Source organism: Virgibacillus ndiopensis, assembly GCF_900187325.1.
Lineage (GTDB): Bacteria > Bacillota > Bacilli > Bacillales > Amphibacillaceae > Virgibacillus_E > Virgibacillus_E ndiopensis.
On record NZ_FZMZ01000005.1, the window covers coordinates 134,464 to 157,529 of the forward strand.

The 23,066-nt window shown below is 35.8% G+C and carries 24 protein-coding genes; 16 read left to right on the forward strand and 8 right to left on the reverse strand.

The features are described 5' to 3' along the window. Window positions 1-39: 39 nt before the first annotated feature. Window positions 40-591, reverse strand: coding sequence for a peptide deformylase (def, locus tag CS937_RS07940; protein ID WP_099157938.1), 552 nt, complete (start codon window positions 589-591; stop codon window positions 40-42). Between the two features lie 225 nt (window positions 592-816). Between def and CS937_RS07945 the strand changes: the two genes are divergently transcribed. The 5 genes from CS937_RS07945 to lpdA all read left to right on the forward strand — a co-directional run bounded on the left by CS937_RS07945 (window position 817) and on the right by lpdA (window position 6,711). Next, window positions 817-1,512, forward strand: a complete 696-nt coding sequence (locus CS937_RS07945) for a YkyA family protein (RefSeq protein WP_245835724.1) — start codon at window positions 817-819, stop codon at window positions 1,510-1,512. Between the two features lie 454 nt (window positions 1,513-1,966). Beyond that, the gene (gene pdhA / locus CS937_RS07950; RefSeq protein ID WP_245835738.1) at window positions 1,967-3,010 is read left to right on the forward strand and encodes a pyruvate dehydrogenase (acetyl-transferring) E1 component subunit alpha; all 1,044 of its coding nucleotides are present in this window, start codon (window positions 1,967-1,969) and stop codon (window positions 3,008-3,010) included. Between the two features lie 3 nt (window positions 3,011-3,013). After that, on the forward strand, window positions 3,014-3,991 hold the full coding sequence (locus CS937_RS07955; RefSeq protein WP_099157940.1) for an alpha-ketoacid dehydrogenase subunit beta: 978 nt from the start codon (window positions 3,014-3,016) through the stop codon (window positions 3,989-3,991). Window positions 3,992-4,014: 23 nt separating this feature from the next. Then, on the forward strand, window positions 4,015-5,301 hold the full coding sequence (locus CS937_RS07960; protein ID WP_099157941.1) for a dihydrolipoamide acetyltransferase family protein: 1,287 nt from the start codon (window positions 4,015-4,017) through the stop codon (window positions 5,299-5,301). 3 nt (window positions 5,302-5,304) lie between these two features. After that, on the forward strand, window positions 5,305-6,711 hold the full coding sequence (gene lpdA / locus CS937_RS07965) for a dihydrolipoyl dehydrogenase (RefSeq protein ID WP_099157942.1): 1,407 nt from the start codon (window positions 5,305-5,307) through the stop codon (window positions 6,709-6,711). Between the two features lie 122 nt (window positions 6,712-6,833). On the opposite strand, the gene CS937_RS07970 is transcribed toward lpdA, so the two are convergent. Further along, window positions 6,834-8,360, reverse strand: a complete 1,527-nt coding sequence (locus CS937_RS07970) for a glycine betaine uptake BCCT transporter (RefSeq protein ID WP_099157943.1) — start codon at window positions 8,358-8,360, stop codon at window positions 6,834-6,836. Window positions 8,361-8,622: 262 nt separating this feature from the next. Between CS937_RS07970 and CS937_RS07975 the strand changes: the two genes are divergently transcribed. Both CS937_RS07975 and CS937_RS07980 read left to right on the forward strand, forming a co-directional pair. Continuing rightward, window positions 8,623-9,486, forward strand: a complete 864-nt coding sequence (locus CS937_RS07975) for a polysaccharide deacetylase family protein (protein ID WP_245835725.1) — start codon at window positions 8,623-8,625, stop codon at window positions 9,484-9,486. Between the two features lie 468 nt (window positions 9,487-9,954). After that, on the forward strand, window positions 9,955-10,056 hold the full coding sequence (locus tag CS937_RS07980) for a GapA-binding peptide SR1P (RefSeq protein ID WP_099157944.1): 102 nt from the start codon (window positions 9,955-9,957) through the stop codon (window positions 10,054-10,056). Between the two features lie 41 nt (window positions 10,057-10,097). Here CS937_RS07980 and CS937_RS07985 read toward each other — a convergent pair whose 3' ends face one another. Next, window positions 10,098-11,570, reverse strand: a complete 1,473-nt coding sequence (locus CS937_RS07985) for an aminotransferase class I/II-fold pyridoxal phosphate-dependent enzyme (protein WP_099157945.1) — start codon at window positions 11,568-11,570, stop codon at window positions 10,098-10,100. Window positions 11,571-11,718: 148 nt separating this feature from the next. Here CS937_RS07985 and CS937_RS07990 point away from each other — a divergent pair, with 148 nt between their 5' ends. Beyond that, the gene (locus CS937_RS07990) at window positions 11,719-12,678 is read left to right on the forward strand and encodes an NAD(P)H-dependent flavin oxidoreductase (protein ID WP_099157946.1); all 960 of its coding nucleotides are present in this window, start codon (window positions 11,719-11,721) and stop codon (window positions 12,676-12,678) included. A gap of 12 nt (window positions 12,679-12,690) precedes the next feature. Next, a complete protein-coding gene (locus tag CS937_RS07995; RefSeq protein WP_099157947.1) occupies window positions 12,691-12,972 on the forward strand; it encodes a UPF0223 family protein in 282 nt (93 codons plus the stop codon). Window positions 12,973-12,992: 20 nt separating this feature from the next. Here CS937_RS07995 and CS937_RS08000 read toward each other — a convergent pair whose 3' ends face one another. Then, window positions 12,993-13,616: a YktB family protein gene (locus CS937_RS08000; RefSeq protein ID WP_099157948.1), complete on the reverse strand. Its 624-nt coding sequence runs from the start codon at window positions 13,614-13,616 to the stop codon at window positions 12,993-12,995. Between the two features lie 204 nt (window positions 13,617-13,820). Between CS937_RS08000 and CS937_RS08005 the strand changes: the two genes are divergently transcribed. Continuing rightward, entirely contained in the window at window positions 13,821-14,012 is a 192-nt protein-coding gene (locus CS937_RS08005; protein WP_099157949.1) for a hypothetical protein, read from the forward strand. A 147-nt stretch (window positions 14,013-14,159) separates the two neighbouring features. Then, on the forward strand, window positions 14,160-14,969 hold the full coding sequence (locus CS937_RS08010) for an inositol monophosphatase family protein (RefSeq protein WP_099157950.1): 810 nt from the start codon (window positions 14,160-14,162) through the stop codon (window positions 14,967-14,969). Between the two features lie 6 nt (window positions 14,970-14,975). On the opposite strand, the gene CS937_RS08015 is transcribed toward CS937_RS08010, so the two are convergent. Beyond that, on the reverse strand, window positions 14,976-15,155 hold the full coding sequence (locus CS937_RS08015) for a DUF5325 family protein (protein ID WP_099157951.1): 180 nt from the start codon (window positions 15,153-15,155) through the stop codon (window positions 14,976-14,978). Between the two features lie 157 nt (window positions 15,156-15,312). Here CS937_RS08015 and CS937_RS08020 point away from each other — a divergent pair, with 157 nt between their 5' ends. Continuing rightward, complete coding sequence (locus CS937_RS08020; RefSeq protein WP_099157952.1) at window positions 15,313-15,609, forward strand: YlaH-like family protein; 297 nt, start codon at window positions 15,313-15,315, stop codon at window positions 15,607-15,609. Between the two features lie 38 nt (window positions 15,610-15,647). Here CS937_RS08020 and CS937_RS08025 read toward each other — a convergent pair whose 3' ends face one another. Next, a complete protein-coding gene (locus CS937_RS08025) occupies window positions 15,648-15,851 on the reverse strand; it encodes a YlaI family protein (protein ID WP_099157953.1) in 204 nt (67 codons plus the stop codon). Between the two features lie 136 nt (window positions 15,852-15,987). Between CS937_RS08025 and CS937_RS08030 the strand changes: the two genes are divergently transcribed. Continuing rightward, window positions 15,988-16,272: a hypothetical protein gene (locus tag CS937_RS08030; RefSeq protein ID WP_099157954.1), complete on the forward strand. Its 285-nt coding sequence runs from the start codon at window positions 15,988-15,990 to the stop codon at window positions 16,270-16,272. A 62-nt stretch (window positions 16,273-16,334) separates the two neighbouring features. Here the strand turns inward: CS937_RS08030 and CS937_RS08035 are convergent, their stop codons facing one another. Further along, on the reverse strand, window positions 16,335-16,934 hold the full coding sequence (locus tag CS937_RS08035; protein WP_099157955.1) for a YhcN/YlaJ family sporulation lipoprotein: 600 nt from the start codon (window positions 16,932-16,934) through the stop codon (window positions 16,335-16,337). A 280-nt stretch (window positions 16,935-17,214) separates the two neighbouring features. Beyond that, window positions 17,215-17,706 (reverse strand): hypothetical protein, encoded by a 492-nt coding sequence (locus tag CS937_RS08040; protein ID WP_099157956.1) that lies wholly within the window; start codon window positions 17,704-17,706, stop codon window positions 17,215-17,217. 191 nt (window positions 17,707-17,897) lie between these two features. Here CS937_RS08040 and CS937_RS08045 point away from each other — a divergent pair, with 191 nt between their 5' ends. From CS937_RS08045 to pyc, 3 genes are all read left to right on the forward strand, one after another. After that, window positions 17,898-18,170 (forward strand): Fpa/YlaN family protein, encoded by a 273-nt coding sequence (locus tag CS937_RS08045; RefSeq protein ID WP_425445468.1) that lies wholly within the window; start codon window positions 17,898-17,900, stop codon window positions 18,168-18,170. A gap of 238 nt (window positions 18,171-18,408) precedes the next feature. Beyond that, window positions 18,409-19,596, forward strand: coding sequence for a putative lipid II flippase FtsW (ftsW, locus tag CS937_RS08050; protein ID WP_099157957.1), 1,188 nt, complete (start codon window positions 18,409-18,411; stop codon window positions 19,594-19,596). Beyond that, a complete protein-coding gene (gene pyc, locus CS937_RS08055; protein WP_099157958.1) occupies window positions 19,584-23,027 on the forward strand; it encodes a pyruvate carboxylase in 3,444 nt (1,147 codons plus the stop codon). The genes ftsW and pyc overlap by 13 nt, the downstream gene beginning before the upstream one ends. The last annotated feature ends 39 nt before the right edge of the window (window positions 23,028-23,066 follow it).

Here is a 23,066-nt window from a genome sequence, read left to right on the forward strand (position 1 = left end):
AAACAGCTATCGTGAAAAGGTAGCTGTTTTTAATATGTGTTATTCTATTGCCTTAGAATTTTCTGGTATTTGATATGGGTTTTCTTTGTTTATATGATCATAAAACATAATCCCATTTAAGTGATCGATTTCGTGTTGAAAGACAATAGCTGCATAATCTCGTAAGCGCAGTTTTAGACTATTTCCTTCTACATCAGTTGCAGTTACTGTAATTCGTGCATATCGAGGCACGTATCCTTCGACATTACGGTCAACTGATAAACATCCTTCCCCACTGGATAAATAGGCTTTTTCAACGGAGTGACTAACAATACGTGGGTTGATTAACCCATATGAGTACTGTTTACCTTTAAAATCTTCAAAATGTACTGCCACCATTCGTTTGTTAATTCCAAGCTGGGGTGCAGCTAATCCTACACCTGGTCTAAGATCATAATCGCAAGCGATCTTGTCGTCCTGGCTATTTTTAAGAAATTCAAGCATATCGTTTAATAGATTTTTTTCTTCCTTTGTTGGTGGAAGGCTCACGTCTTTGGCTACCTCACGTAGTGATGTATGTCCTTCACGCACAATATCTTTCATCGTTAACACGCAACTCCACTCCTCATCTGTGCATTATAGTAATAGTTTATCATATATGATTTTGTACGTTCCAATATCAATGATTTTATCATATTTGAACCTATTAATTCATAAAATTAGTATAGGACGAGCTAATCTATTGTCCTAAAACAAGCGACTTTCACATTATGTTATACTATTACATATCAAAAATGGAACTAGAAGTTGCAGCATTGAATGAAGGAGGAATATGTAGTGATACCAAGAAAAGCAATCGTAATTATGGCTTTTTTAAGCATTGTACTATTATCAGCTTGTACTGGTGCATCAACGAAGGATGAAATCTATGATCACTTAGAGAAAGCAGTCACATTGGAAGATGCTTTTGAAAAACAACAGGATTCCATTGTTAAATTAGAAAAAGAAGAACAACAGCTGTACAGTCAAATAATTGATTTGGGAATGGAAGAATTTGATAAAATAAAAGAGCTTTCTAAACAAGCTATTGAATCAATTGAAAAACGGACAGATAAAATCAACTTGGAAAAAGATAGTATCGATGCGTCCAAGGATGAATTTACAGAGATCAAGGATTTAATTGCAGATCTTGAAGATAAAACGGTTAAGAAAAAAGCGAATGAAATGTATGATGTAATGATGAAACGTTATGATGCATATGACAATTTAAATAAGTCATACATCGATTCACTAAAGCTAGAAAAAGAACTTTATACCATGCTTCAGGATAAAGATATGAAACAAGAAAAATTAACTGAACATATTTCTAAAATAAACGAAAGTTATCAAAAGGTATTAAATGCTAATGAAAAATTTAATGCATATACCACCGATTATAACGCACTAAAGAAGGAATTCTATGACCTGGCTGGTATAGAAGTGAAGTATGAGGAAGATGTACCAGATAGTAAAGGTGGAAAAAGCGGAGAATAATTAAAATTCTGCTATTGTGGGACCAGTCCCCATAAACACAACGTCATTGGGATCGTTGTGTTTATGGGGACTGGTCCTTTTGATGATGCACTAATACAGTTGAATTAATATACTATAACAGATTTGTAGTTTAGATGCATTTTCTGTTACTAATAGAAAATTAATTAAAAGAAATACAAACAAAGTAATTGACCAATATGTTATGTTGAGCTAAACTCTAATTAGATTATGAATTGTACCAATTATTTTTGCGAAATGAATGTAACAGTTTTTGAAAATGATAATGATATGATTTATACAAATCAAAACAGGGTACAAGATTAAGAGCAAAAAGGGTACAGATTTTTTCATATTTTGGGAAGGCTAGAAAGGAAAATACCAAAACGGATATAAAGAAAGGAAGAGGTGAACTATTTTGAAACACGTACTTGATAGTGTTGAAAGTCAGTTCGAAATGTTCCAAATTCTAAATGAAGATGGGAAGATTGTAAATAAAGATGCAATGCCTGATCTTTCAGATGATGATTTGAAAGAGCTTATGCGTAGAATGGTTTATACTCGTATATTAGATCAACGTTCAATTGCATTAAATCGCCAAGGTCGTCTTGGATTTTATGCGCCAACAGCAGGGCAGGAAGCTTCACAACTTGGTAGTCAGTTTGCATTAGAAAAAGAAGACTTTATTTTACCAGGCTACCGTGATGTGCCTCAGCTTGTTTGGCATGGTCTTCCGTTATATCAAGCATTCTTGTTCTCTAGAGGACATTTTCATGGAAACCAAATGCCAGAAGGATTAAATGCAATGAGCCCACAAATCATTATTGGTGCACAGTATACACAAACTGCTGGTGTTGCATTAGGTATGAAGAAACGTGGGAAAAAATCTGTAGCAGTTACGTATACAGGTGATGGTGGTACTTCACAGGGTGATTTCTATGAAGGAATTAACTTTGCAGGTGCATATGGTGCCCCAGCTATTTTCTTTGTACAAAATAACTATTTTGCAATTTCCGTTCCTGTTGAGAAACAAACTGCAGCCAAAACGTTAGCTCAAAAATCTGTAGCTGCAGGAATTGAAGGAATTCAAGTTGATGGAATGGACGTTCTTGCTGTTTATGCTGCAACAAAAGATGCTCGTGATCGTGCAGTTGAAGGCGCGGGACCAACATTGATTGAAACACTAACATATCGTTATGGACCACATACCATGGCTGGTGACGATCCAACACGTTATCGTACAGATGACCTTGACAACGAATGGGAGAAAAAAGACCCAATTATTCGTTTCCGTAAATTCTTAGAAAGCAAGAAATTATGGTCTGAAGAAGAAGAAAATAAGGTCATCGAAGAAGCAAAAGATGAAATTAAAAAAGCTATTAAAAAAGCGGATGAATATCCAAAACAGAAGGTAACAGACCTAATTTCTAATATGTTTGAAGAACTTCCAAAGAATCTACAAGAACAAATGGAAGAATATAAAGAAAAGGAGTCGAAGTAAATCATGGCACAAATGACAATGGTTCAAGCAATCACCGACGCACTCCGTACTGAATTAAAAAAAGATGAGAATGTGCTTGTATTTGGTGAAGATGTCGGACAAAATGGTGGCGTCTTTCGTGTGACAGAAGGATTGCAGGATGAATTCGGTGAAGATCGTGTTTTTGATACGCCACTAGCTGAATCAGGAATTGGTGGACTTTCCCTTGGATTAGCACTACAAGGTTTTCGCCCAGTACCGGAAATTCAGTTCTTCGGCTTCGTTTATGAAGCTATGGATGCAATTAGCGGACAAATTGCACGTACACGCTACCGTTCAGGTGGAGCACATACAGCACCAGTTACAATTCGTTCACCGTTTGGTGGTGGGGTTCATACACCAGAATTGCATGCAGACTCTTTAGAAGGATTAATTGCACAACAACCAGGTATCAAAGTTGTTATTCCATCAACACCACATGACGCAAAAGGATTGTTAATTGCATCTATCCGTGATAATGATCCAGTGTTGTTTTTAGAGCATTTGAAGCTATACCGTTCATTCCGTGAAGAGGTTTCTGAAGAGGAATATACAATTGAACTTGGGAAAGCAGATGTGAAACGAGAAGGTAAAGACGTAACAATTATTTCTTATGGTGCAATGGTTCATGCATCACTTAAGGCAGCAGAAGAACTTGAAAAAAATAATATTGATGCAGAGGTTATCGATTTACGTACAGTATCACCAATCGATATTGATACAATTATTGAATCTGTGCAAAAAACAAATCGTGTGGTTTTTGTTCAAGAAGCACAGCGTCAAGCTGGTATAGCATCACATGTTATTTCGGAAATTCAAGAACGTGCGATTTTACATCTTGAAGCACCTATTTTACGTGTGGCGGCACCAGATACAGTTTATGCATTTCCACAAGCTGAAGATTTATGGCTGCCAGATCATAAAGACATCGTAGAGAAGGTTAATCAAGTAATCAACTTTTAAATAATAGATGGGAGGTAGTAATTATGGCATATAATTTCAAATTGCCGGATATTGGTGAAGGTATTCATGAAGGCGAAATTGTAAAATGGTTTGTTAAAGAAGGCGACGAAGTAAAAGAAGATGATGTGCTTTGTGAAGTACAAAATGATAAAGCTGTTGTTGAAATCCCATCTCCAGTAGACGGACCTGTTACAAAGATTCATGTTGAAGAAGGTACTGTCGTTGTAGTAGGAGATACAATTATTACAATCGATGCTGAAGGTTATGAAGATGAAGGTAGTTCTGAAGAGGCTGAAAAAGAGGAACCTAAAAAAGAAGAAATAAAAACTGAAGAGCCTAAAATAGAAGATAATCAAACAGACAAGAAAGCAAACACTGACGCTTCACAAGAAGATGGTAAGCGTGTTATTGCAATGCCATCTGTTCGTAAATATGCGCGTGATAACGATGTAACCATTCAACAAGTAACGGGATCTGGGAAAAATGGTCGTGTATTAAAAGAGGATATTGATCGTTACGTCAATGGTGATCAGCCAGTGGAAACAAAAGAAACAGCTTCAGGTCAAACAGAAGAAAAACAAACAAAACAAGTAGTTACAGAAGGTCAATATCCAGAAACACGTGAAAAAATGAGTGGAATTCGTAAATCTATTGCAAAAGCAATGGTAAATTCAAAAACAAAAGCTCCTCATGTTACACTCATGGATGATATTGATGTTACAGAACTTGTAGCACATCGTAAGAAATTTAAAGCTGCAGCATTAGAGCAAGAAATTAAATTAACTTACTTACCATATGTTGCGAAAGCGCTTGTCTCAGCATTGAAGAAATACCCAATTTTAAATGCTGCTGTTGATGATGAAACAGATGAGATCGTTTATAAGCATTATTACAATGTTGGTATTGCAGCTGACACTGATAAAGGTCTACTCGTACCAGTTGTAAAAGATGCTGATCGTAAATCAATTTTTGCAATATCTGCAGAAATTAATGAATTGGCAGATAAAGCTAGAAGTGGTAAACTAACATCGGATGAAATGAAAGGTGCATCAAGTACAATTACTAATATTGGTTCTGCTGGTGGGCAATGGTTTACACCTGTTCTTAATTATCCGGAAGCGGCTATATTAGGAATTGGTCGTATTGCTGAAAAACCGGTTGTCCGTGATGGCGAAATCGTTATTGCACCAGTACTTGCTTTAAGTTTAAGCTTTGACCATCGAATTGTTGATGGTGCAACAGCTCAACTAGCACTAAATCAAATCAAACGATTATTGAACGATCCACAATTAATCATGATGGAGGCGTAAATTATGGTAGTAGGAGATTTTCCAATTGAATTAGACACACTAGTCGTAGGTGCTGGCCCTGGTGGTTATGTTGCTGCTATTCGCGCTGCACAAATGGGACAAAAAGTAACCATCGTTGAAAAAGGCGAGTTAGGTGGAGTTTGCTTAAACGTTGGTTGTATTCCTTCAAAAGCAATGATTCAAGCTGGCCACTTAACTGAACATGCACATGGAAACGAAGAATTAGGAATTAAAACTGAAAACGTTTCTGTAGATTTTACTAAAGTTCAAGAATGGAAAGGTAAAGTTGTTAATAAACTAACGTCTGGTGTTGAAGGACTTTTAAAAGGAAATAAAGTAGATATCGTAAAAGGTGAAGTATACTTCGTTGATAAAAATACAGTTAAAGTAATGGATGAGAAAAATTCACAAACTTATACATTTAATAACTGTATTATTGCAACAGGATCAACACCGATTGAGATTCCAAGTTTTAAATATTCAGATCGTGTATTAGATTCAACTGGAGCATTGAACTTAAAAGAAATTCCTAAAAAAATGGTTGTTATCGGTGGCGGTTACATTGGTACAGAGCTAGGTTCAGCATATGCTAACTTTGGAACTGAAATCGTTGTTTTAGAGGGTACGAAAGATATTCTTGGCGGATTTGAAAAACAATTGACACAAGTTGTTAAAAAACGTTTCAAGAAAAAAGATGTAACAATCATCACTGAAGCAATGGCAAAAGGCGTAGAAGAATCTAAAGATGGTGTGAAAGTTACGTATGAAGCTAAAGGAAAAGAAGAAACGGTTGACGCAGACTACGTATTAGTAACAGTAGGCCGCCGTCCAAATACACAAGATATCGGCCTTGAACAGGTTGGTATTGATGTAGATGATAAAGGTCTTATCAAAATTGATAAACAATGCCGTACAAACATAGACAACATTTATGCAATTGGAGATATTGTTGCGGGACCACCACTTGCACATAAAGCTTCATACGAAGGAAAAGTTGCTGCAGAAGCTATTAGTGGGGAGAAGGCGGAAATCGATTATATCAGTATTCCTACTGTTGTTTTCTCTGATCCAGAACTTGCAATTGTTGGATATACAGAAAAAGAGGCAAAAGAAGCTGGCTATAAAGCAAAAGCTGCTAAATTCCCATTCGCTGCAAATGGTCGTGCATTGTCGTTAAACGATAGTGATGGTTTTATGAAACTAATTACACGTGAAGAAGACGGTTTAGTTATCGGTGCACAAATCGCGGGTCCAGGTGCTAGTGATATGATTGCAGAGGTTGGATTAGCAATTGAAGCTGGTATGACTGCGGAAGATATTGCACTTACAATCCATAACCATCCAAGCTTAGGTGAAATTACAGCCGAAGCAGCGGAAAAAGCTATAGGAATGCCAATTCACACACTATAAGTTTAAAATAGAATGAAAGAGAGAGCTGAACTTTTCATTATGTCAGCTCTCTCTTTCTATATGTATTACTCTAAACTATTAAAAAGGTCGTATCAAATGAAGATACGACCTTTTTATGTTAATTATTTTTTCCGTTTTAAATCAAATTGTTTAGCTTCTTCTTTAAATGATTTTATAAGTGAGAAGACAATTAATATCATAATTATAGCAAATGGGAATGCCACAATAATTGAAGCGGTTTGTAATGCATTTAAACCACCTTGCCACAATAAAATTGCAGCAGCACCTGATTGAATAAGCCCCCAAATAAGTTTAACAAGGTTTGGTGGATATAAACTACCGCCAGTCGTTTGCATTCCTAACACAAATGTTGCTGAATCGGCAGATGTGATAAAGAATGTACTAATTAATAATATTGCTAAGATTGACATGAAGGTACCAAGCGGGAAGTGATCTAATACAGCAAATAAGATTACTTCTTCACCATAATCAGGGTTATTCAAGAGTTGGGAAATGTCTGCGCCTTGGAAGAATTCCAAATTGATGGCTGATCCACCAAATACGGAGAACCATAATGCCCCGAATATTGTTGGAACTAATAAAACTCCTAAAACAAACTCTCTAATCGTTCTTCCTCGTGAAACTCTTGCAATAAATGTACCGACAAATGGTGCCCAAGCAATCCACCAAGCCCAATAAAATATTGTCCAATCTTTAATCCAAGTGTTTTCTTGTTCAAATGGTGTCATTCGAAAACTCATACCGGGCAAGTTTTGAACATAACTACCGAACGTTGTTGTAAAAAAGTTCATGATAAAGTTAGTTGGACCGGCAAAAAGTAAGAAAATCATAAGCGCAATTGCAAGGAATATATTCGCATTACTTAAATATTTGATTCCTTTGTTTAATCCTGTCATTGCTGAAATTAAATAGAGTACCGTTACAATACCAATAATTACAAATTGCAATGTTGTCGTTTTATCCAAGCCGAATACATAGGATAATCCACCGCTTATTTGAATAGCTCCAAAACCTAATGAAGTTGCTACACCAAAAACAGTAGCAAATACAACTATGAAGTCAATTAGTGTACCTAGAGGTCCCTTGACTCTGTCACCTAACACTGGTTGTAATATGGCACTAACAACACCAGGAGCTTGTTTGCGGAACTTAAAATAAGCTAATGCTAAAGCAATGGTCGCATATACGGCCCAGGGATGTAGTCCCCAGTGAAAGAAGCTATACCGCATTGCTACTTTTGCCGTATCGTTTGTTCCTGCCTCACCAAATGGCGGATTATGAAAGTGGGATAAAGGTTCGGCTGCACCCCAAAAAACTAACCCTATCCCCATTCCTGCACTGAAAAGCATGGCAAACCAAGATAAGTATGAATACTCCGGTTTGTCACCAGGTTTCCCAAGTTTTATATTGCCGTATTTTGAAAATATAAGGTAGATCGCAAATATTAGAAATGCTGTTGTACTAAGTAGATAGAACCAACCAAATTTATCTACCAAAAATGTTTGAATGGTTGATGTAACATCATCTAAGTTACCATTAGGCAATACATCTTTTGGAATAACTCCCCATATGATAAATAGGATTGCAACAATTGCAGAAATATAAAAAACTCGCGTAACTTTTTCCATATTCACAATTCCTTTCCATGTGAAATTTTTCATAAACACACACATTTATGTATTAAAACATAAGTTTGTAAATGATTCAAATAATGTGATGTACTTACTATTTCCTTTATTGATCGATATAATTCTAGGATTTTTATAAAACACTTTTATTCATTACCCTTAAGCTAATGTGTATAAACAATTTCATGTATTGTATAGCAAGTCTCTCTTATGTTAGTTATACTAGTTATGACATTTTTTTAACAACTGGGGGTAGACAACTTTGAAAAAAATTGTAGTATTGATGGTATTTGTGTTGTGTTGTGTAATTGCAACTGCTTGTAACAATGCTGAGAAAGCAAATACGGCTAAAGAGTCTGATACACCAACTAACAAAGAAAAGCAAGAAAGTGTTGAACAAAAACAAAACAATCAGAACGAGCGTATTAACGAAAAAGGTGACAGTGATAAAATTGAGATAAAAAATAGTAATAAAAAAATGGAGAAAGTTGAGGCGAAGTATAAAGTATCTGATGTATGGTCAATCGTTCCAATAGATGACCAAACAAATGAAAAGGTTGCATTAATTACGATTGATGATGCACCGGATAAATATGCTTTAGAAATGGCTCACACCTTAAAACGTTTACATGTTAATGCCATTTTTTTCGTTAATGGACATTTACTTGAAACACCTGAAAAGAAGGACATGCTCAAACAAATTTATGATATGGGTTTTATTATAGGTAACCATACATACAGTCATGCCTACTTGCCTGATTTAAGTGAAGAAAAACAAAAAGAAGAAATTGTTCGTGTAAATGACATGGTAGAAAAAGTAATAGGAGAACGACCTAAGTTCTTTCGAGCACCAAATGGAGCGAATACGGATTATACGAGACAAGTCGCAAAGGATGAAGATATGACGTTAATGAATTGGTCATACGGTTATGATTGGCATAAGGAATATATGTCTAAAGAAGCATTAACGAATATTATGCTTAATACGAATCTTCTTGGTAGTGGAGCTAATTTATTAATGCATGACCGGGAATGGACCGCGGCTGCCTTGGAAGATATTGTAAATGGACTGCGCGATAAGGGATATGAACTTGTTAATCCCAAATTAATACAAACAGCAAATTAAAAAGTCAGCTTTTGCTGGCTTTTTTCTATAGGCGTTTTCTATAAGATTTTTTTATGCATAGTGACATAAAATGCTACGTAAGGGCTATGTTGATTTCACACTTTTGGTTAATTTTTGCCCCACACTCATTAAAATTGGATTAAAAAAACACCACACCAATGATGGAAATATACAGAGACTCCAACGGGAAAGCGAAGACGATGAGACCCCACAGGGAGCGTCTTTACGAGCGAGGAGGCTCAGCGCGAGCCCGCGGAAAGTGTAGTGTTTTCCTGTAGCGATCGCAGGACGTCAAATTAGATTTTAAGTTATGTCGCATTTCCTATAAATTGCAACATACTATTCGAAAAGATCCTTTATATAAAACACATTTTTAATTATGTTATACTATTTGGGGTTGATACTTTAATTGTGTCATATTATAATATGAATACAGTGTTACAATTAATTAATAAGGAGTTGGACCAAATGGGCACTATCATTTGTCAAGATTGTCAGCAGGTGATTGAGCATTTTGATGATGAAAAAGTAACAACCCTTTATGGTACTTGTCCCAATTGTGAAAAATAAATAGATATAACGTAAAAAAGAGCTGTGGGGGCAGCTCTTTTTTACGTAAATGGTTTATGTTCCTTAATAACATGAATAGTTTTTAGGGTTTCGTCTTGAAGTCCTTGTACTGGTAAACCGGCATTAATATTTTTATGGATATATGCTATATTATCATCTGTAATTATTTCACCAGGTATAAAAATCGGAATCCCGGGTGGGTAAACCATTATAGATTCTGCACTAATCCTGCCAACAGATTCCTCTAATTTGATTATTTCCGTTTCTGAATAAAATGCATCTCTTGGTGTCAATGACAAAAGAGGGATATCTGGAATCGTTACTTGAATTTCTTTTTTTGTTACATATTTTCCTTTATCCATGGCAAGTTTTTTTAATGCCGATATTAACAAGTAAACCATTTCTTCTGAGTCACCAGGTGTAATGATACATAACAGATTGTATAAGTCCGATAACTCAACTTCTATTGCAAAATTCTCCCGCAACCATACCTCTGCATCATAGCCTGTAATTCCTAAATCCTTAACTGAAATGATTAATTTTGTAGGATCTATGTCAAAAATGGCTTCACTGCCAATGATTTCTTTCCCAACGCAGTATATATGATCAATTTTATTAATTTCCGCTCTTGCTAATTCTGCAAGTTTAATTGCTTGATCAGCTAATGCAAAGCCGAGTGTAGCAAGTCGTCTTCGTGCAACATCTAAAGATGCTAACAAAATATACGAAGTAGAAGTTGTTGTAAGCATGGACATGATAGTCTGTACACGTTCATGAGAAACCCGATTCCCTTTAATATTCAGTACCGAGCTTTGTGTGAGCGATCCGCCAAGTTTATGCACACTCGTTGCAGCAAGGTCAGCACCTGCCTGCATTGCAGACAGTGGCAATTCGTCATGAAAGTGAATATGAACGCCATGAGCTTCATCAACTAAAACGGGAATATCGTATCGGTGTGATATTGAAACGATTTCTTTTAAATCAGCAGCGATTCCAAAATAGGTTGGGTTAATAACTAAAACAGCCTTTGCATCTGGATGTGCTTTCAATGCGTGTTTAACAGCCCTTGGGGTAATTCCATGTGAAATTCCAAGGGTTGTATCAATTTCAGGATGAATAAAAATTGGAATTGCTCCAGAAAAAATAATTGCTGAAGTTACAGATTTATGGACATTTCTTGGTACAATAATTTTATCACCAGGATTACAGATGCTCATAACCATCGTCATAATGGCGCCACTAGTTCCTTGTACGGAAAAATACGTGTAGTCTGCATCAAAAGCAGCTGCTGCAAGTTCCTGTGCATCCTTAATAATTCCATTTGGATGGTGAAGATCATCCAACGGTTCAATGTTGATTAGATCAATCGCAAATGCATTATCACCAATAAATTCACGAAAATCTGGATCAACTGCATTTCCTTGCTTATGTCCAGGTATATGAAATTGTGTAGGTTTTTTTTCTATATGTTTTAACAAGCCATCAAATAATGGTGTTTGTAATTGTTTGTTCATGATAGATACCTCGATTCTAAATAACCAAGGTATTATATCAGATTCTTATAGTAATAGCTAGTTCGTAATTTATGGTTAGCCAGACATAAATGGCTCGTGGTACGATTGGTATATTAAGACTAACTTTTCATGGTAGGGGAGATTTTTTGTGGAATGGCAAACGCGAGTAACTGAATTACTAAACATTGATTATCCAATTATTCAAGGTGGTTTAGCGCATTTAGCGTATGCTGATTTAGCTGCGTCTGTATCAAATGCTGGTGGACTTGGTCAAATTACTGCAATGAGTTTGGATGGACCAGATAATTTACGAGAAGAAATCCGTCGTGTTAAAACAATGACAGAAAATCCATTTGGCGTTAATTTTGCAATTGGACAACATGGTAGACCTTTTGAACATATGGTAGAAGTCGCAATTGATGAACAAGTTCCAGTTATCTCTGTTACTGGTGGTAATCCAAAAGGTGTATTGGACATGGTTGATGGTTATCCAATAAAAAAACTCGTACTGGTAGCAGCTCGTCGTCAAGCTGAAAAAGCAGAGGAATTGGGCGCAGATGCTGTTATGGTTGTCGGTCAAGAGGGTGGGGGGCATTTAGGGCGTGGTGACATTGGAACGATTGTGTTGACCCCACAAGTAGTTGACAGTGTGTCGATACCTGTTATTGCATCTGGCGGGATAGCGGATGGCCGGGGAATGATGGCGGCTTTTGCGTTAGGTGCTGAAGGGGTTGAAATGGGTACTAGATTTATTGCAACAAAAGAATGTGTAGATGCCCATCCAATCTATCAACAAGCATTGCTCGATGCTGAAGAAAATTCAACAGTTGTCATCAAGCGCTCTTTAGGTGCACCTGCTCGTGCATTAAAAAACACATGGACTGATAGAATAATGGAGTTGGAATCAACACAAGCTAATTTTGATACTTTAAAGCCGTTTATTGGTGGGGAAGCAAATAAGCAGTACATACACAAAGGAAAAGAAAATGAAGGATTTGGTTGGGCGGGCCAAGCTGCTGCCCGTATTCACAATATCCCAACGGTTCAGGGGTTATTTTCAAAAATGCTTAATGAAGCAGAATCTATTAGAAGTAAATGGACCAAGTGAGGTGACAACAAAATGAACTATCATTATCCAATCGATGAGACATGGTCTAAGCAGGAAATAGTTGATGTAGTCAATTTTTTCAGTACGATTGAAAAAGTATATGAAAAAAATTCTACATGTGAAGAAGTAATGCTTGCATATAGAAATTTTAAACAAATTGTTCCATCAAAAAGTGAAGAAAAACAAATTTTCGCTGAATTTCAGCAAGCATCTGGATATTCCAGCTATCATGTGGTTCAACATGCGAAAGCACAAAAGAATGGTGTTATAGCAATGCAAAAGGGCAACTCATAAATGTGAGCTGCCCTTTTAGTTTATCTGGATTCCATAGCTTTAGAATATAAAGGTAGTACGGTGTCAAAAGTTTCTTTTGCGATTTTGATAAATTCCTGCCCATTTTTTAATCGTATATCATCTGCATATAAATGTCGTCCAATTAGAAACTCAGCTTTTTTAACATCACGAAAGCGTTCAAGTGCTGCTTTCAGATCTAAGTCTTTTATTTTTTGAGCATCTTTTTTCGTGTGATCCATTGAAACAACATAGTCAGAAGGAATTGATTTTTTTATATCATCCATGTTTTTTAGGAAGGCTTTAGCAATTTCCGTTTTATGAGGTAATTCATAAATTAATGCAAACCAGATAAACACATGATCATCAAATAAACCTACTTGAAAATGGGGATGTTGCTTGTACCCTCTTTTGTTGTCTGCAATTGCAAGCCAGGTATCCTTAGGTGGGTTAACAGTTCTTCTTGCATGTCTAGCAATGTGCAAAAACATCTCATTACCTAATTGCGTAGATAAATGATCCACAAGTTCGATGCCTATCTGTTGGAATTTAGGTTGGATGCGGCTTTGTATTGCTTCCATTCGATTATCTAAACCTTCAATTTGAAAGGTATCAAAATCATTTTTTGAAAATCCATTAAAACGCATGTAAATCTTCCTTTCTCTATATAGATGCTTATTTATAATAATTATTATTAAGTATTAACAGCATGTAGTCAAGCTATTTACACAATACTAACGTTTAAAAATAATGAGAAATGGGAAATGTTGTAACAGAACTAAAAAAATATGAACCGTTCTTGTCGTTTTTTCATATATATAATAAAAGTCATCTGAAAGGATGTAGGTGTTATGAAGTATGTAATGGAAGCTCTTAGAAGAAAGGAAGCACAAGAAAAATTACCTGTCATTCGCATGGAAATTGATTATGAACTTGTAACCCTTTATGACGCATTACAAGCAAATGATACTGTTCAAATTATAAAGACAAAAGAACGGTTAGAACACTTACGTATCCAACTAATGAAAATAGAAAATGAATAATTGGAAAGTTTAACTGACCCCAGTATCACAACTGATGAGAATTGTGGATACATATGGCGGTCATTTTTTTAAGTATAGTTCCAATCATATGACTAGCTGGCTTCAATCTGATACTATTGTAGCAATGAGAATATTGGAGGCATTTAAATGGACTTAGAAATTCGCAATGATATTTTTAACCAAGCTAAAAAATGGATACGTGAAGCAGGCGCTACAATTAGAGAAAAAATAGATGACCCTTTAACCATTGACACGAAATCAAATCCAAAAGATTTAGTGACGCATATGGACAAAGAAACAGAACAGTTTTTTGTAAAGCAAATAAAATCAACATACCGTGATCATTTATTGTTGAGTGAGGAAGGATTTGGCGATGATCTGCAATCACTGGATGGTACGGTTTGGATAGTTGATCCAATTGATGGGACAATGAATTTTGTTCAACAAAAACGAAATTTCGCTATTTCAGTTGGTATTTACCATCACGGAATCGGGGAAATTGGTTTTATATATAACGTAATGGATGATATTTTATATAGTGCCAAACGAGGTGAGGGTGCTTTTAAAAATGACATTCAATTACCTCGACTTAAAGATAATGTAAAACTAGACGAATCGTTGCTCGGTTTAAATCATTTTTGGCTTTGTGAAAATCGCTTAGTGGATGAAAAACAGATGCAAAGGCTTGTAAGAGAAGTTCGTGGTACTAGAACATACGGATCTGCAGCATTGGAGTTTGCTTATGTCGCAGAAGGGATAATGGATGGTTATCTGACAATGAGCTTAGCTCCGTGGGATGTAGCAGCCGGCATTATTATTGTTAATGAAGTCGGTGGAGTAACATCGAATATAATGGGAGAAGAAGTTAATATGCTTGAAAGGAATTCAATTCTAACGTGTCATCCTGCAATTAAAAAAAGCATTATTAACGATTTTCTTAAAAAAGGTAAAAAGTGACTCGGGTTAATTCGAGTCACTTTTCCTACGTTTGATAGATAAACCAAATCCCATAAATGCAAATCCTAATAAAATAAATAATATAACAAACCAAATATTACGAAAAGCAATGGCAACCCCCACCGCTACAAACATTAGAATTACTAGCATAGCTAACAAAAACATGGGAATATTAAAATTTTTCATCATTTTCACCTCAACTACAAGAAATAGTATAAAGGATTATAGGAGCATTTTCAAAAACGAAGGACTTCATCATAAATAATTTGTAAGTTAGAACTAGCATGAGATAGAAAGATTTAGTATGATAGTAAAAGAGTTTTAATGTATATGGGGGAGAGTAATGTTTATTTTTGATTATATTGTTGAAAATTATGGAACAGATAATATTTTTTTGATTCTATACGTACTTAATCTGATTTTTGGAGCAATCGCATTTAAATTGGGATTTGCCCGGCAGTTACCATTGTTAAAATCAATTTTTGTTTATTTCATGCTGGCAATAGGAACTTATATCATTACTATTTTTAGCATTTTCAAAATGCCGATGACGGAAAGTTTAATTATTATTTCAATCGTTTTAGGTATCTACAGACTACGTTTACATAAACAGCGTAATGAACGAAATAGTGCACAATAAATAAAACTCCCTCTCTGTAACAGAGTAGGGAGTTTGTTTTACAATAAATCGTTTTTTTCTTTCTTTTCCCGGTATAGGCGGAAATTTCCTGACGCATGTCGTGCTTTTGTTTTATCATCAATTCGTTCGTAACATGATTCACATAAATACATATGGATTCGACGATTTCTTAACCGTTTTGCTTGTAATGAATCGTCATTAATATCCTCTACATTGTCACATATAACACATTTAACTTGCATTGTTTCACCTCAAATTAGGCTATTTACAATTACTATAACATAGGATGATAGCGCATTAAAGAAGTATATTATTGATGTTTTATAAAAAAATAGGTGGGGAATAGTAATTGTAAAATAAAGTTGAAAGGACGATTTGATGAAAAAACGTTATGTGTTTTCCGCAATAGGGGCTGTAGGTGCAGGTGTTGCCGGATACGTATTAAAAGATAAGGAAAATAGGGACAAACTAAAAAATAAAACAAAATTTTTAACACAAAAGGTAAAAAGTTTTAAAGACAAAAGTACAACTCTTGAAGATGCCGGAAGACCAGACCAAACGGATAATAAAGATCTCGCACAATTAGAAAATGCAAAAATGGTATCAGAGGGTTCGCAGTTTGGTGTAAATTATTATAATGAAGTCACTGCACAAAATAATTAATAATGAAACCCCTCCCCCCTATAAATGGGGGAGGGGTTTCATCCCGAGAGCCGTAACATCAGCTATTCCTGGTTTTTCTGATTTGATTGATCTTCCTGAATGTCGTCTAGCTTCTTCTCATCTTTTTTCGGAATAACTTCTTTATTTTGATCAGGTTCGTCAGGTTGATCTTCACTGATCGGAAAGTCAGGCATGTATCTACCTACTATTGCTGATAATTCATCGACGACTCCTTGAACAGGGTGTCCCTGGTTAATTTTATTACTCATACCACGAATTCTTTCCATCACATCTGCATCAGCGACAACTACGGCAGTTTTACCATAGGGATCATGTTGTAATGCCTCTAGCACAGAATATTTAATTGTACCTACACGGGAACGATCTAAATCTTTATCTACATCAATAGCAACTACAGCATATGGTCCTGCAACGACTGCTGCAGAATCATGGACGTTTGGTACGTCACTAGCGATTTTTGCTAAATGGTCTGCCAATTGTCTATTCGTTAAATTTTGTTGTTGTGTTGGATCAGAATTCTCTACCTGTAAAAATCGATTGTTTGTACCTTCATCTGGTAATGCATTATCTTGATTTTCCTGCTGGCAACCAACTGCAAATAGTAAACAACCTAAAAGTACTATTGCTAATCGTGTATACATTTGGCACTCCTCCTTTAGAAAAATATGATAGTGGATACTTTTTAAATTAGTAACAGCCACATCCAGATCCAGTACCCAGCGACTATTGGACTGTCTGACTTCTTCTATATATAAGTCAACATTGGTTTGCTTCACTCCTCGTGTCATATGAAACAGTCCATTCTAATCGTCTAATCTTAGCACTTTCACTTTTGCTCTTTATTTTTCGTTTTTAGTGTCAAATTATACAAAAAGCTGATTGGAGTAAAATTCCAATCAGCTTTTCCTAGGAAAATGAGTATTATACAATAACTATCTTATGAACCCCTGTAATAGGATTATCTTTATTAGATCCGTCTTTATAATATACATGTACAGGTCCATTATCTTTTATAGGTTTACCTTCGATTGCAAACAGAAAATATGAATTTTTAAGTTCTTCCAATGAAATGTCCACATCTCCATGTTCAGTCACTAGCGTAGCCTTTTGGGCAACCTTGTTAATTTCAGCGTGGTTAATAAAATCGTTTATTGGCATAACATATGAATTAGTTAATATTTTTTCTCCTTCTAAACGAGAAATACTTCTGTTTACCGGCGGATTAATCTTTTGTTGATAAACGGCTCTATCCCAACGCTGTGAAGCCTTTTCTAATTCTTCATCAGCTTCTTCATTCTTCTCAGTTACACCAGAAAACGCCTCTTCAAGTAAAATTTTGCGATCGTCAAAGATCCATACTGTTGGATCAAGTGTAATACTATATGTAACATTTCCTATAATTGGTACAATCATTTTTGTGCCACCTTTCAAATTCATCTTTTACAAGAATAGCAGACATGCGGATATATTTCACGATATTAGAACTAAAAATTCTTTAATTACTATAATTTTATAGTAATTTTATTTGCAATTTATTGTTGCTAACGATAAGATAATATAGAAGAAAGTCTTTAAGAGTGGAGGGGATATATTTGATACCCGAGATGACAGTTAATCATCGTGAAAAAGCTTATGCCCTTCTTAAGGCTGATGCTGACAAAATATTGAAACTAATAGAAGTTCAAATTGAGAACTTAACGATGCCTCAATGTCCTTTATATGAAGAGGTTTTAGATACACAAATGTTTGGTCTTTCAAGAGAGATTGATTTTGCTGTGCGTTTGAACTTAATCAGCGAGAATGAAGGTAAAGCACTTCTCGAGAATTTGGAAAGACAACTCAATGTGCTGCATGAAGCAGCCCAGAATTCTGTATAAACCTGCAACTTAGAGTGAAAACTTTGCCGACAAATAAAATGGCAAGGTTTTTTTATTTTAAATTCTTATTTTTTCTATTTACGATTGATGGTACTATTATAAAATATAAATAATATTGGTAGATGATGAAACGCAGGTTAGTTGTGCGGAATAGGTTACACTTGATAGTTTGTGTTATACTATTTGAAATTTCTATTTCATCTTTACCTGTTTACTACATATTTTGGGGAGAAGTAAGATGATAAAGAAATTAAAAGATTATGATTTTACACTAATGATTACACCTATCTTATTAGCAGGTTTTGGAATTGTCATGATCTACAGCGCAAGTATGGTGGTTGCTGTTGTGGAGGGATACGAAAGTACACATTATTTAGTTAAGCAGGTTCAATGGTTTGCCCTTAGTTTTATTGGTTTTGCTTTTTGTAGTCTGTTTAATTATAAATACTATCAAAAACTGATGAAACTAGTTATGTTAATTGTAATTGGATTATTGGTGGGCGTGCTATTATTTGGTAATGAAGTAAATAATGCCAAATCATGGTTTAATTTTGGTTTTGGTAGCTTGCAACCTGCTGAATTTGCTAAATTAGGATTAATCATGTATCTAGCATCTATCTACTCTAAAAAACAATCCTATATAAATGATTTTAACAGGGGTGTCTTGCCACCGTTAGTGTTAACAGGTATTGTTTTAGGATTGATTGTAATGCAACCGGATATTGGTTCCGCGGCTATTATCTTTCTGATAGCATGTTCTGTAATCTTTAGTTCTGGTATACGCTTCAAACATTTATCTATTCTTATTTTTATAGGCTTAGTAGTTGTAGCGATTGCTATTCCAAGTATGGTTACAGATGAAAGAATAGCGCGATTTACAGGAGCATACCAGCCGTTTGAAACACCCGATTCAGATGGGTACCATTTGATTCAATCTTATTTGGCGATAGGTGTTGGAGGTTTGACTGGTGAAGGATTAGGTCATAGTGTACAAAAACTCGGCTACCTTCAAGAAGCACATACTGACTTTATAATGGCAGTTATTGCAGAAGAATTAGGGTTTGTTGGAGTAATCATTGTTATAGGGATGCTGGCAATGCTTGTTTTGCGGGGGATCTTTATTGCTAGAAAGTGTGAGGATAGTTTCGGCGCTCTATTAGCCATAGGTATTTCATCAATGGTAGGGATACAAGCTTTTATCAACCTTGGAGCAATTAGTGGTTTATTACCGATTACAGGTGTGCCGCTTCCATTTGTGAGTTATGGTGGATCTTCGTTGTTAGTGATGATGATCTCCATGGGGATATTAAATAATATTGCAAAATCAGTGAAAAAGCGAGAACGACAACCGGTAGCAGTAAATGCAAAAGATATGCCAGAAAAAATGGCTTCTAATAATAGAGGAGGAAAATCATGGCTAGTATAAATCAAATTCAAAAAGTCTTAGTTGCTAATCGCGGGGAAATTGCAATTCGGGTTTTTCGTGCATGTACGGAATTAAACATCCGTACAGTTGCCGTTTATTCTAAGGAAGATACAGGATCCTATCACCGTTATAAAGCGGACGAAGCATATTTGATAGGTGAGGGGAAAAAGCCAATTGATGCCTATTTAGATATTGAAGGTATCATAGAAGTAGCAAAAAAAGTGGGTGTTGATGCAATTCACCCGGGCTATGGATTTTTATCAGAAAATATTCGCTTTGCTAAACGATGTGAAGAAGAGGGCATTATCTTTATTGGACCTAGTAGTGAACATTTAAACATGTTTGGTGACAAGGTTAAAGCAAGAACACAGGCAGTTAATGCAGGCTTACCTGTAATTCCTGGTAGTGATGGTCCTGTATCAACCATTGAAGATGTAGAAGCTTTTGGTGAGGAATTTGGTTTTCCAATTATTATAAAAGCATCACTTGGTGGTGGCGGACGAGGAATGCGGATTGTACGTAATGCGAATGGTCTCAGAGAAGCGTATGATCGGGCAAAATCAGAGGCAAAGGCTGCATTTGGAAGTGATGAGATCTATGTTGAAAAACTAATCGAAACCCCAAAACATATCGAAGTACAAATAATCGGTGACAAGCATGGCAATATTGTGCATTTATTTGAACGGGATTGTTCTGTTCAACGTAGACATCAGAAAGTGGTTGAAGTTGCGCCAAGTGTAGCATTACCGGATACATTAAGGTTAAAAATATGTGATGCTGCAGTTAAATTGATGCAAAAAGTAAAATATGTAAATGCTGGTACAGTAGAGTTTTTGGTGACTGGTAACGAATTTTATTTTATTGAGGTTAATCCACGTGTTCAAGTTGAACATACAATCACAGAACTTGTAACTGGCATCGATATTGTGCAAACTCAACTTAAAGTGGCAGAGGGTCAATCCATTCATGCTGATTCTATTGGGATTCCGGAACAAGATAGTTTAACAACTAATGGCTATGCTATTCAATCTCGTGTTACTACGGAAGATCCGTTAAATAACTTCATGCCAGATACTGGCAAAATAATGGCGTACCGTACTGGTGGTGGTTTTGGTGTAAGACTTGATGCAGGAAATGGGTTCCAGGGTGCTATAATATCACCGCATTATGACTCGTTACTTGTTAAAGTATCGACATGGGCATTAACGTTTGAACGTGCTGCAAACAAGATGGTCCGGAATTTAAAAGAGTTCCGTATTCGCGGAATTAAAACAAATATTCCATTTTTGGAGAATGTTTTTCTTCACAAACAATTTTTATCAGGTGAATATAACACAACCTTTATTGATAAATCACCAGAATTATTTGTTTTTCCAAAACGTAAAGATCGCGGTACAAAAATGCTAACGTATATTGGGAATACAACGGTGAATGGATTTGAAGGAATGATTAAAGGGACAAAGCCAATATTCCAAACACCAAAGATTCCAAAGATTAATCAGATACAAGACTATCCAGACGGTACCAAACAAATATTAGAAAAGCATGGACCTGAAGGATTAGCGAAATGGCTTAAAGAACAAGATGATGTGAAACTTACGGATACGACTTTCCGTGATGCTCATCAGTCGTTACTTGCAACGAGAGTACGTACGAAAGATTTATTACAAATTGCAGAACCTACTGCTAGGTTATTACCAGAATTGTTCTCCGTTGAGATGTGGGGAGGGGCGACATTTGACGTCTCCTATCGTTTCCTAAAGGAAGATCCATGGGAACGATTGTTAAAACTCAGAGAAAAAATTCCGAATGTTCTGTTCCAAATGTTGCTACGTGCAAGTAATGCTGTTGGATATAAAAACTATCCGGACAATCTTATAAAAGAATTTGTTGAAAAGAGTGCGACAGCTGGTATAGATGTATTTCGAATTTTTGATAGTTTAAACTGGCTAGAAGGTATGACTCCTGCAATTCAGGCTGTAAGAGACAATAATAAAATAGCTGAAGCATCCATGTGCTATACAGGTGATATTTTAGATACTGGGCGTACTAAATATGATTTAGACTACTATAAAAACTTAGCACGAGAACTTGAACAGTCAGGAGCTCATATTTTAGGGATTAAAGATATGGCAGGATTGTTAAAACCAGAAGCAGCATATCAGTTAATTTCAACGTTAAAAGAAACAATTGACCTGCCAATCCATTTGCATACACACGATACTAGTGGTAACGGGATTCATATGTATGCACGTGCAATTGATGCCGGAGTTGATGCAGTAGATGTTGCTTGCGGACCGATGTCAGGGTTAACATCTCAACCAAGTGCACAGACGTTATATCATGCGTTAGAGGGGACAAAACGTCAGCCTAAAGTTAATGTGGGGTCTTATGAGAAGTTATCTTATTATTGGGAGGATGTCCGCAACTATTATCAGGATTTTGAAAGTGGCATGAAATCACCTCATACAGAAATATACTTCCACGAAATGCCTGGTGGACAGTACAGTAATTTAAAACAACAGGCAAAGGCAGTTGGATTAGAAGACCGATGGAATGAAGTGAAAACTATGTTTCGTCAAGTAAACGATATGTTTGGCGATTTAGTAAAAGTTACCCCATCATCCAAAGTTGTTGGTGATATGACACTGTTCATGGTACAAAATAATTTAACGGAAGATGATATTTATGAACAAGGGGAATCAATTGATTTTCCTGATTCGGTAATAGAATTTGCCCAAGGTTATATTGGGCAGCCATATCAAGGGTTCCCGCAAGAATTACAACGGATTATCTTAAAAGGGAAAAAGCCAATAAGCGTTAGACCAGGGGAGTTATTGGACCCAATCGATTTTATTCAGTTAAAGGAATCGTTATATAAATCGTTGGACAGACCGGTTACAAGTTTTGATATGATTTCATATGCTTTGTATCCAAAAGTGTTTATGGATTATCATAAATTTTATGAAACATATGGAGACATGTCCGTACTAGATACCCCAACATTTTTCTATGGAATGAAGCTAGGAGAAGAAATTGAAGTTGAAATCGAGCAGGGAAAAACGTTAATCGTAAAACTAGTATCGATCTCAGAGGCTAGATCTGATGGAACACGTGTCATCTATTTTGAATTAAATGGTCAATCAAGAGAAGTAGTAATTAGAGACGAGAGTGTAAAATCACAAATAGTTACTCGGCCTAAAGTGGATCAAAGTAACGATAAACATATTGGTGCAACAATGCCTGGTACTGTGGTAAAAGTTTTATGTGACAAAGGGGATAAAGTGAATAAGGGTGATTATTTACTAATCACTGAAGCCATGAAAATGGAAACAACAGTTCAAGCGCCATATGCAGGTGTTATAAAGGATATATTCGTGAACAACAGTGATGCAATAGCGGTAAACGATTTACTTATTGAATTTGAATAAAATAAAAAGCAGGTAGTGGACATTTCCAGCTACCTGCTT

Coding starts and splice junctions, on each gene's coding strand:
- CS937_RS08025 (WP_099157953.1), bottom strand. CDS start 15,851: ATGCAAGTTAAATGTGTTATATGTGACAATGTAGAGGATATTAATGAC.
- CS937_RS08030 (WP_099157954.1), top strand. CDS start 15,988: ATGAAAAAACGTTATGTGTTTTCCGCAATAGGGGCTGTAGGTGCAGGT.
- CS937_RS07980 (WP_099157944.1), top strand. CDS start 9,955: ATGGGCACTATCATTTGTCAAGATTGTCAGCAGGTGATTGAGCATTTT.
- lpdA (WP_099157942.1), top strand. CDS start 5,305: ATGGTAGTAGGAGATTTTCCAATTGAATTAGACACACTAGTCGTAGGT.
- CS937_RS07955 (WP_099157940.1), top strand. CDS start 3,014: ATGGCACAAATGACAATGGTTCAAGCAATCACCGACGCACTCCGTACT.
- CS937_RS08020 (WP_099157952.1), top strand. CDS start 15,313: ATGTTTATTTTTGATTATATTGTTGAAAATTATGGAACAGATAATATT.
- CS937_RS08045 (WP_425445468.1), top strand. CDS start 17,898: ATGACAGTTAATCATCGTGAAAAAGCTTATGCCCTTCTTAAGGCTGAT.
- CS937_RS08035 (WP_099157955.1), bottom strand. CDS start 16,934: ATGTATACACGATTAGCAATAGTACTTTTAGGTTGTTTACTATTTGCA.
- CS937_RS08005 (WP_099157949.1), top strand. CDS start 13,821: ATGAAGTATGTAATGGAAGCTCTTAGAAGAAAGGAAGCACAAGAAAAA.
- CS937_RS07960 (WP_099157941.1), top strand. CDS start 4,015: ATGGCATATAATTTCAAATTGCCGGATATTGGTGAAGGTATTCATGAA.
- pyc (WP_099157958.1), top strand. CDS start 19,584: ATGGCTAGTATAAATCAAATTCAAAAAGTCTTAGTTGCTAATCGCGGG.
- pdhA (WP_245835738.1), top strand. CDS start 1,967: ATGTTCCAAATTCTAAATGAAGATGGGAAGATTGTAAATAAAGATGCA.
- ftsW (WP_099157957.1), top strand. CDS start 18,409: ATGATAAAGAAATTAAAAGATTATGATTTTACACTAATGATTACACCT.
- CS937_RS08040 (WP_099157956.1), bottom strand. CDS start 17,706: ATGATTGTACCAATTATAGGAAATGTTACATATAGTATTACACTTGAT.
- CS937_RS07970 (WP_099157943.1), bottom strand. CDS start 8,360: ATGGAAAAAGTTACGCGAGTTTTTTATATTTCTGCAATTGTTGCAATC.
- CS937_RS08010 (WP_099157950.1), top strand. CDS start 14,160: ATGGACTTAGAAATTCGCAATGATATTTTTAACCAAGCTAAAAAATGG.
- CS937_RS08015 (WP_099157951.1), bottom strand. CDS start 15,155: ATGAAAAATTTTAATATTCCCATGTTTTTGTTAGCTATGCTAGTAATT.
- CS937_RS08000 (WP_099157948.1), bottom strand. CDS start 13,616: ATGCGTTTTAATGGATTTTCAAAAAATGATTTTGATACCTTTCAAATT.
- CS937_RS07985 (WP_099157945.1), bottom strand. CDS start 11,570: ATGAACAAACAATTACAAACACCATTATTTGATGGCTTGTTAAAACAT.
- CS937_RS07995 (WP_099157947.1), top strand. CDS start 12,691: ATGAACTATCATTATCCAATCGATGAGACATGGTCTAAGCAGGAAATA.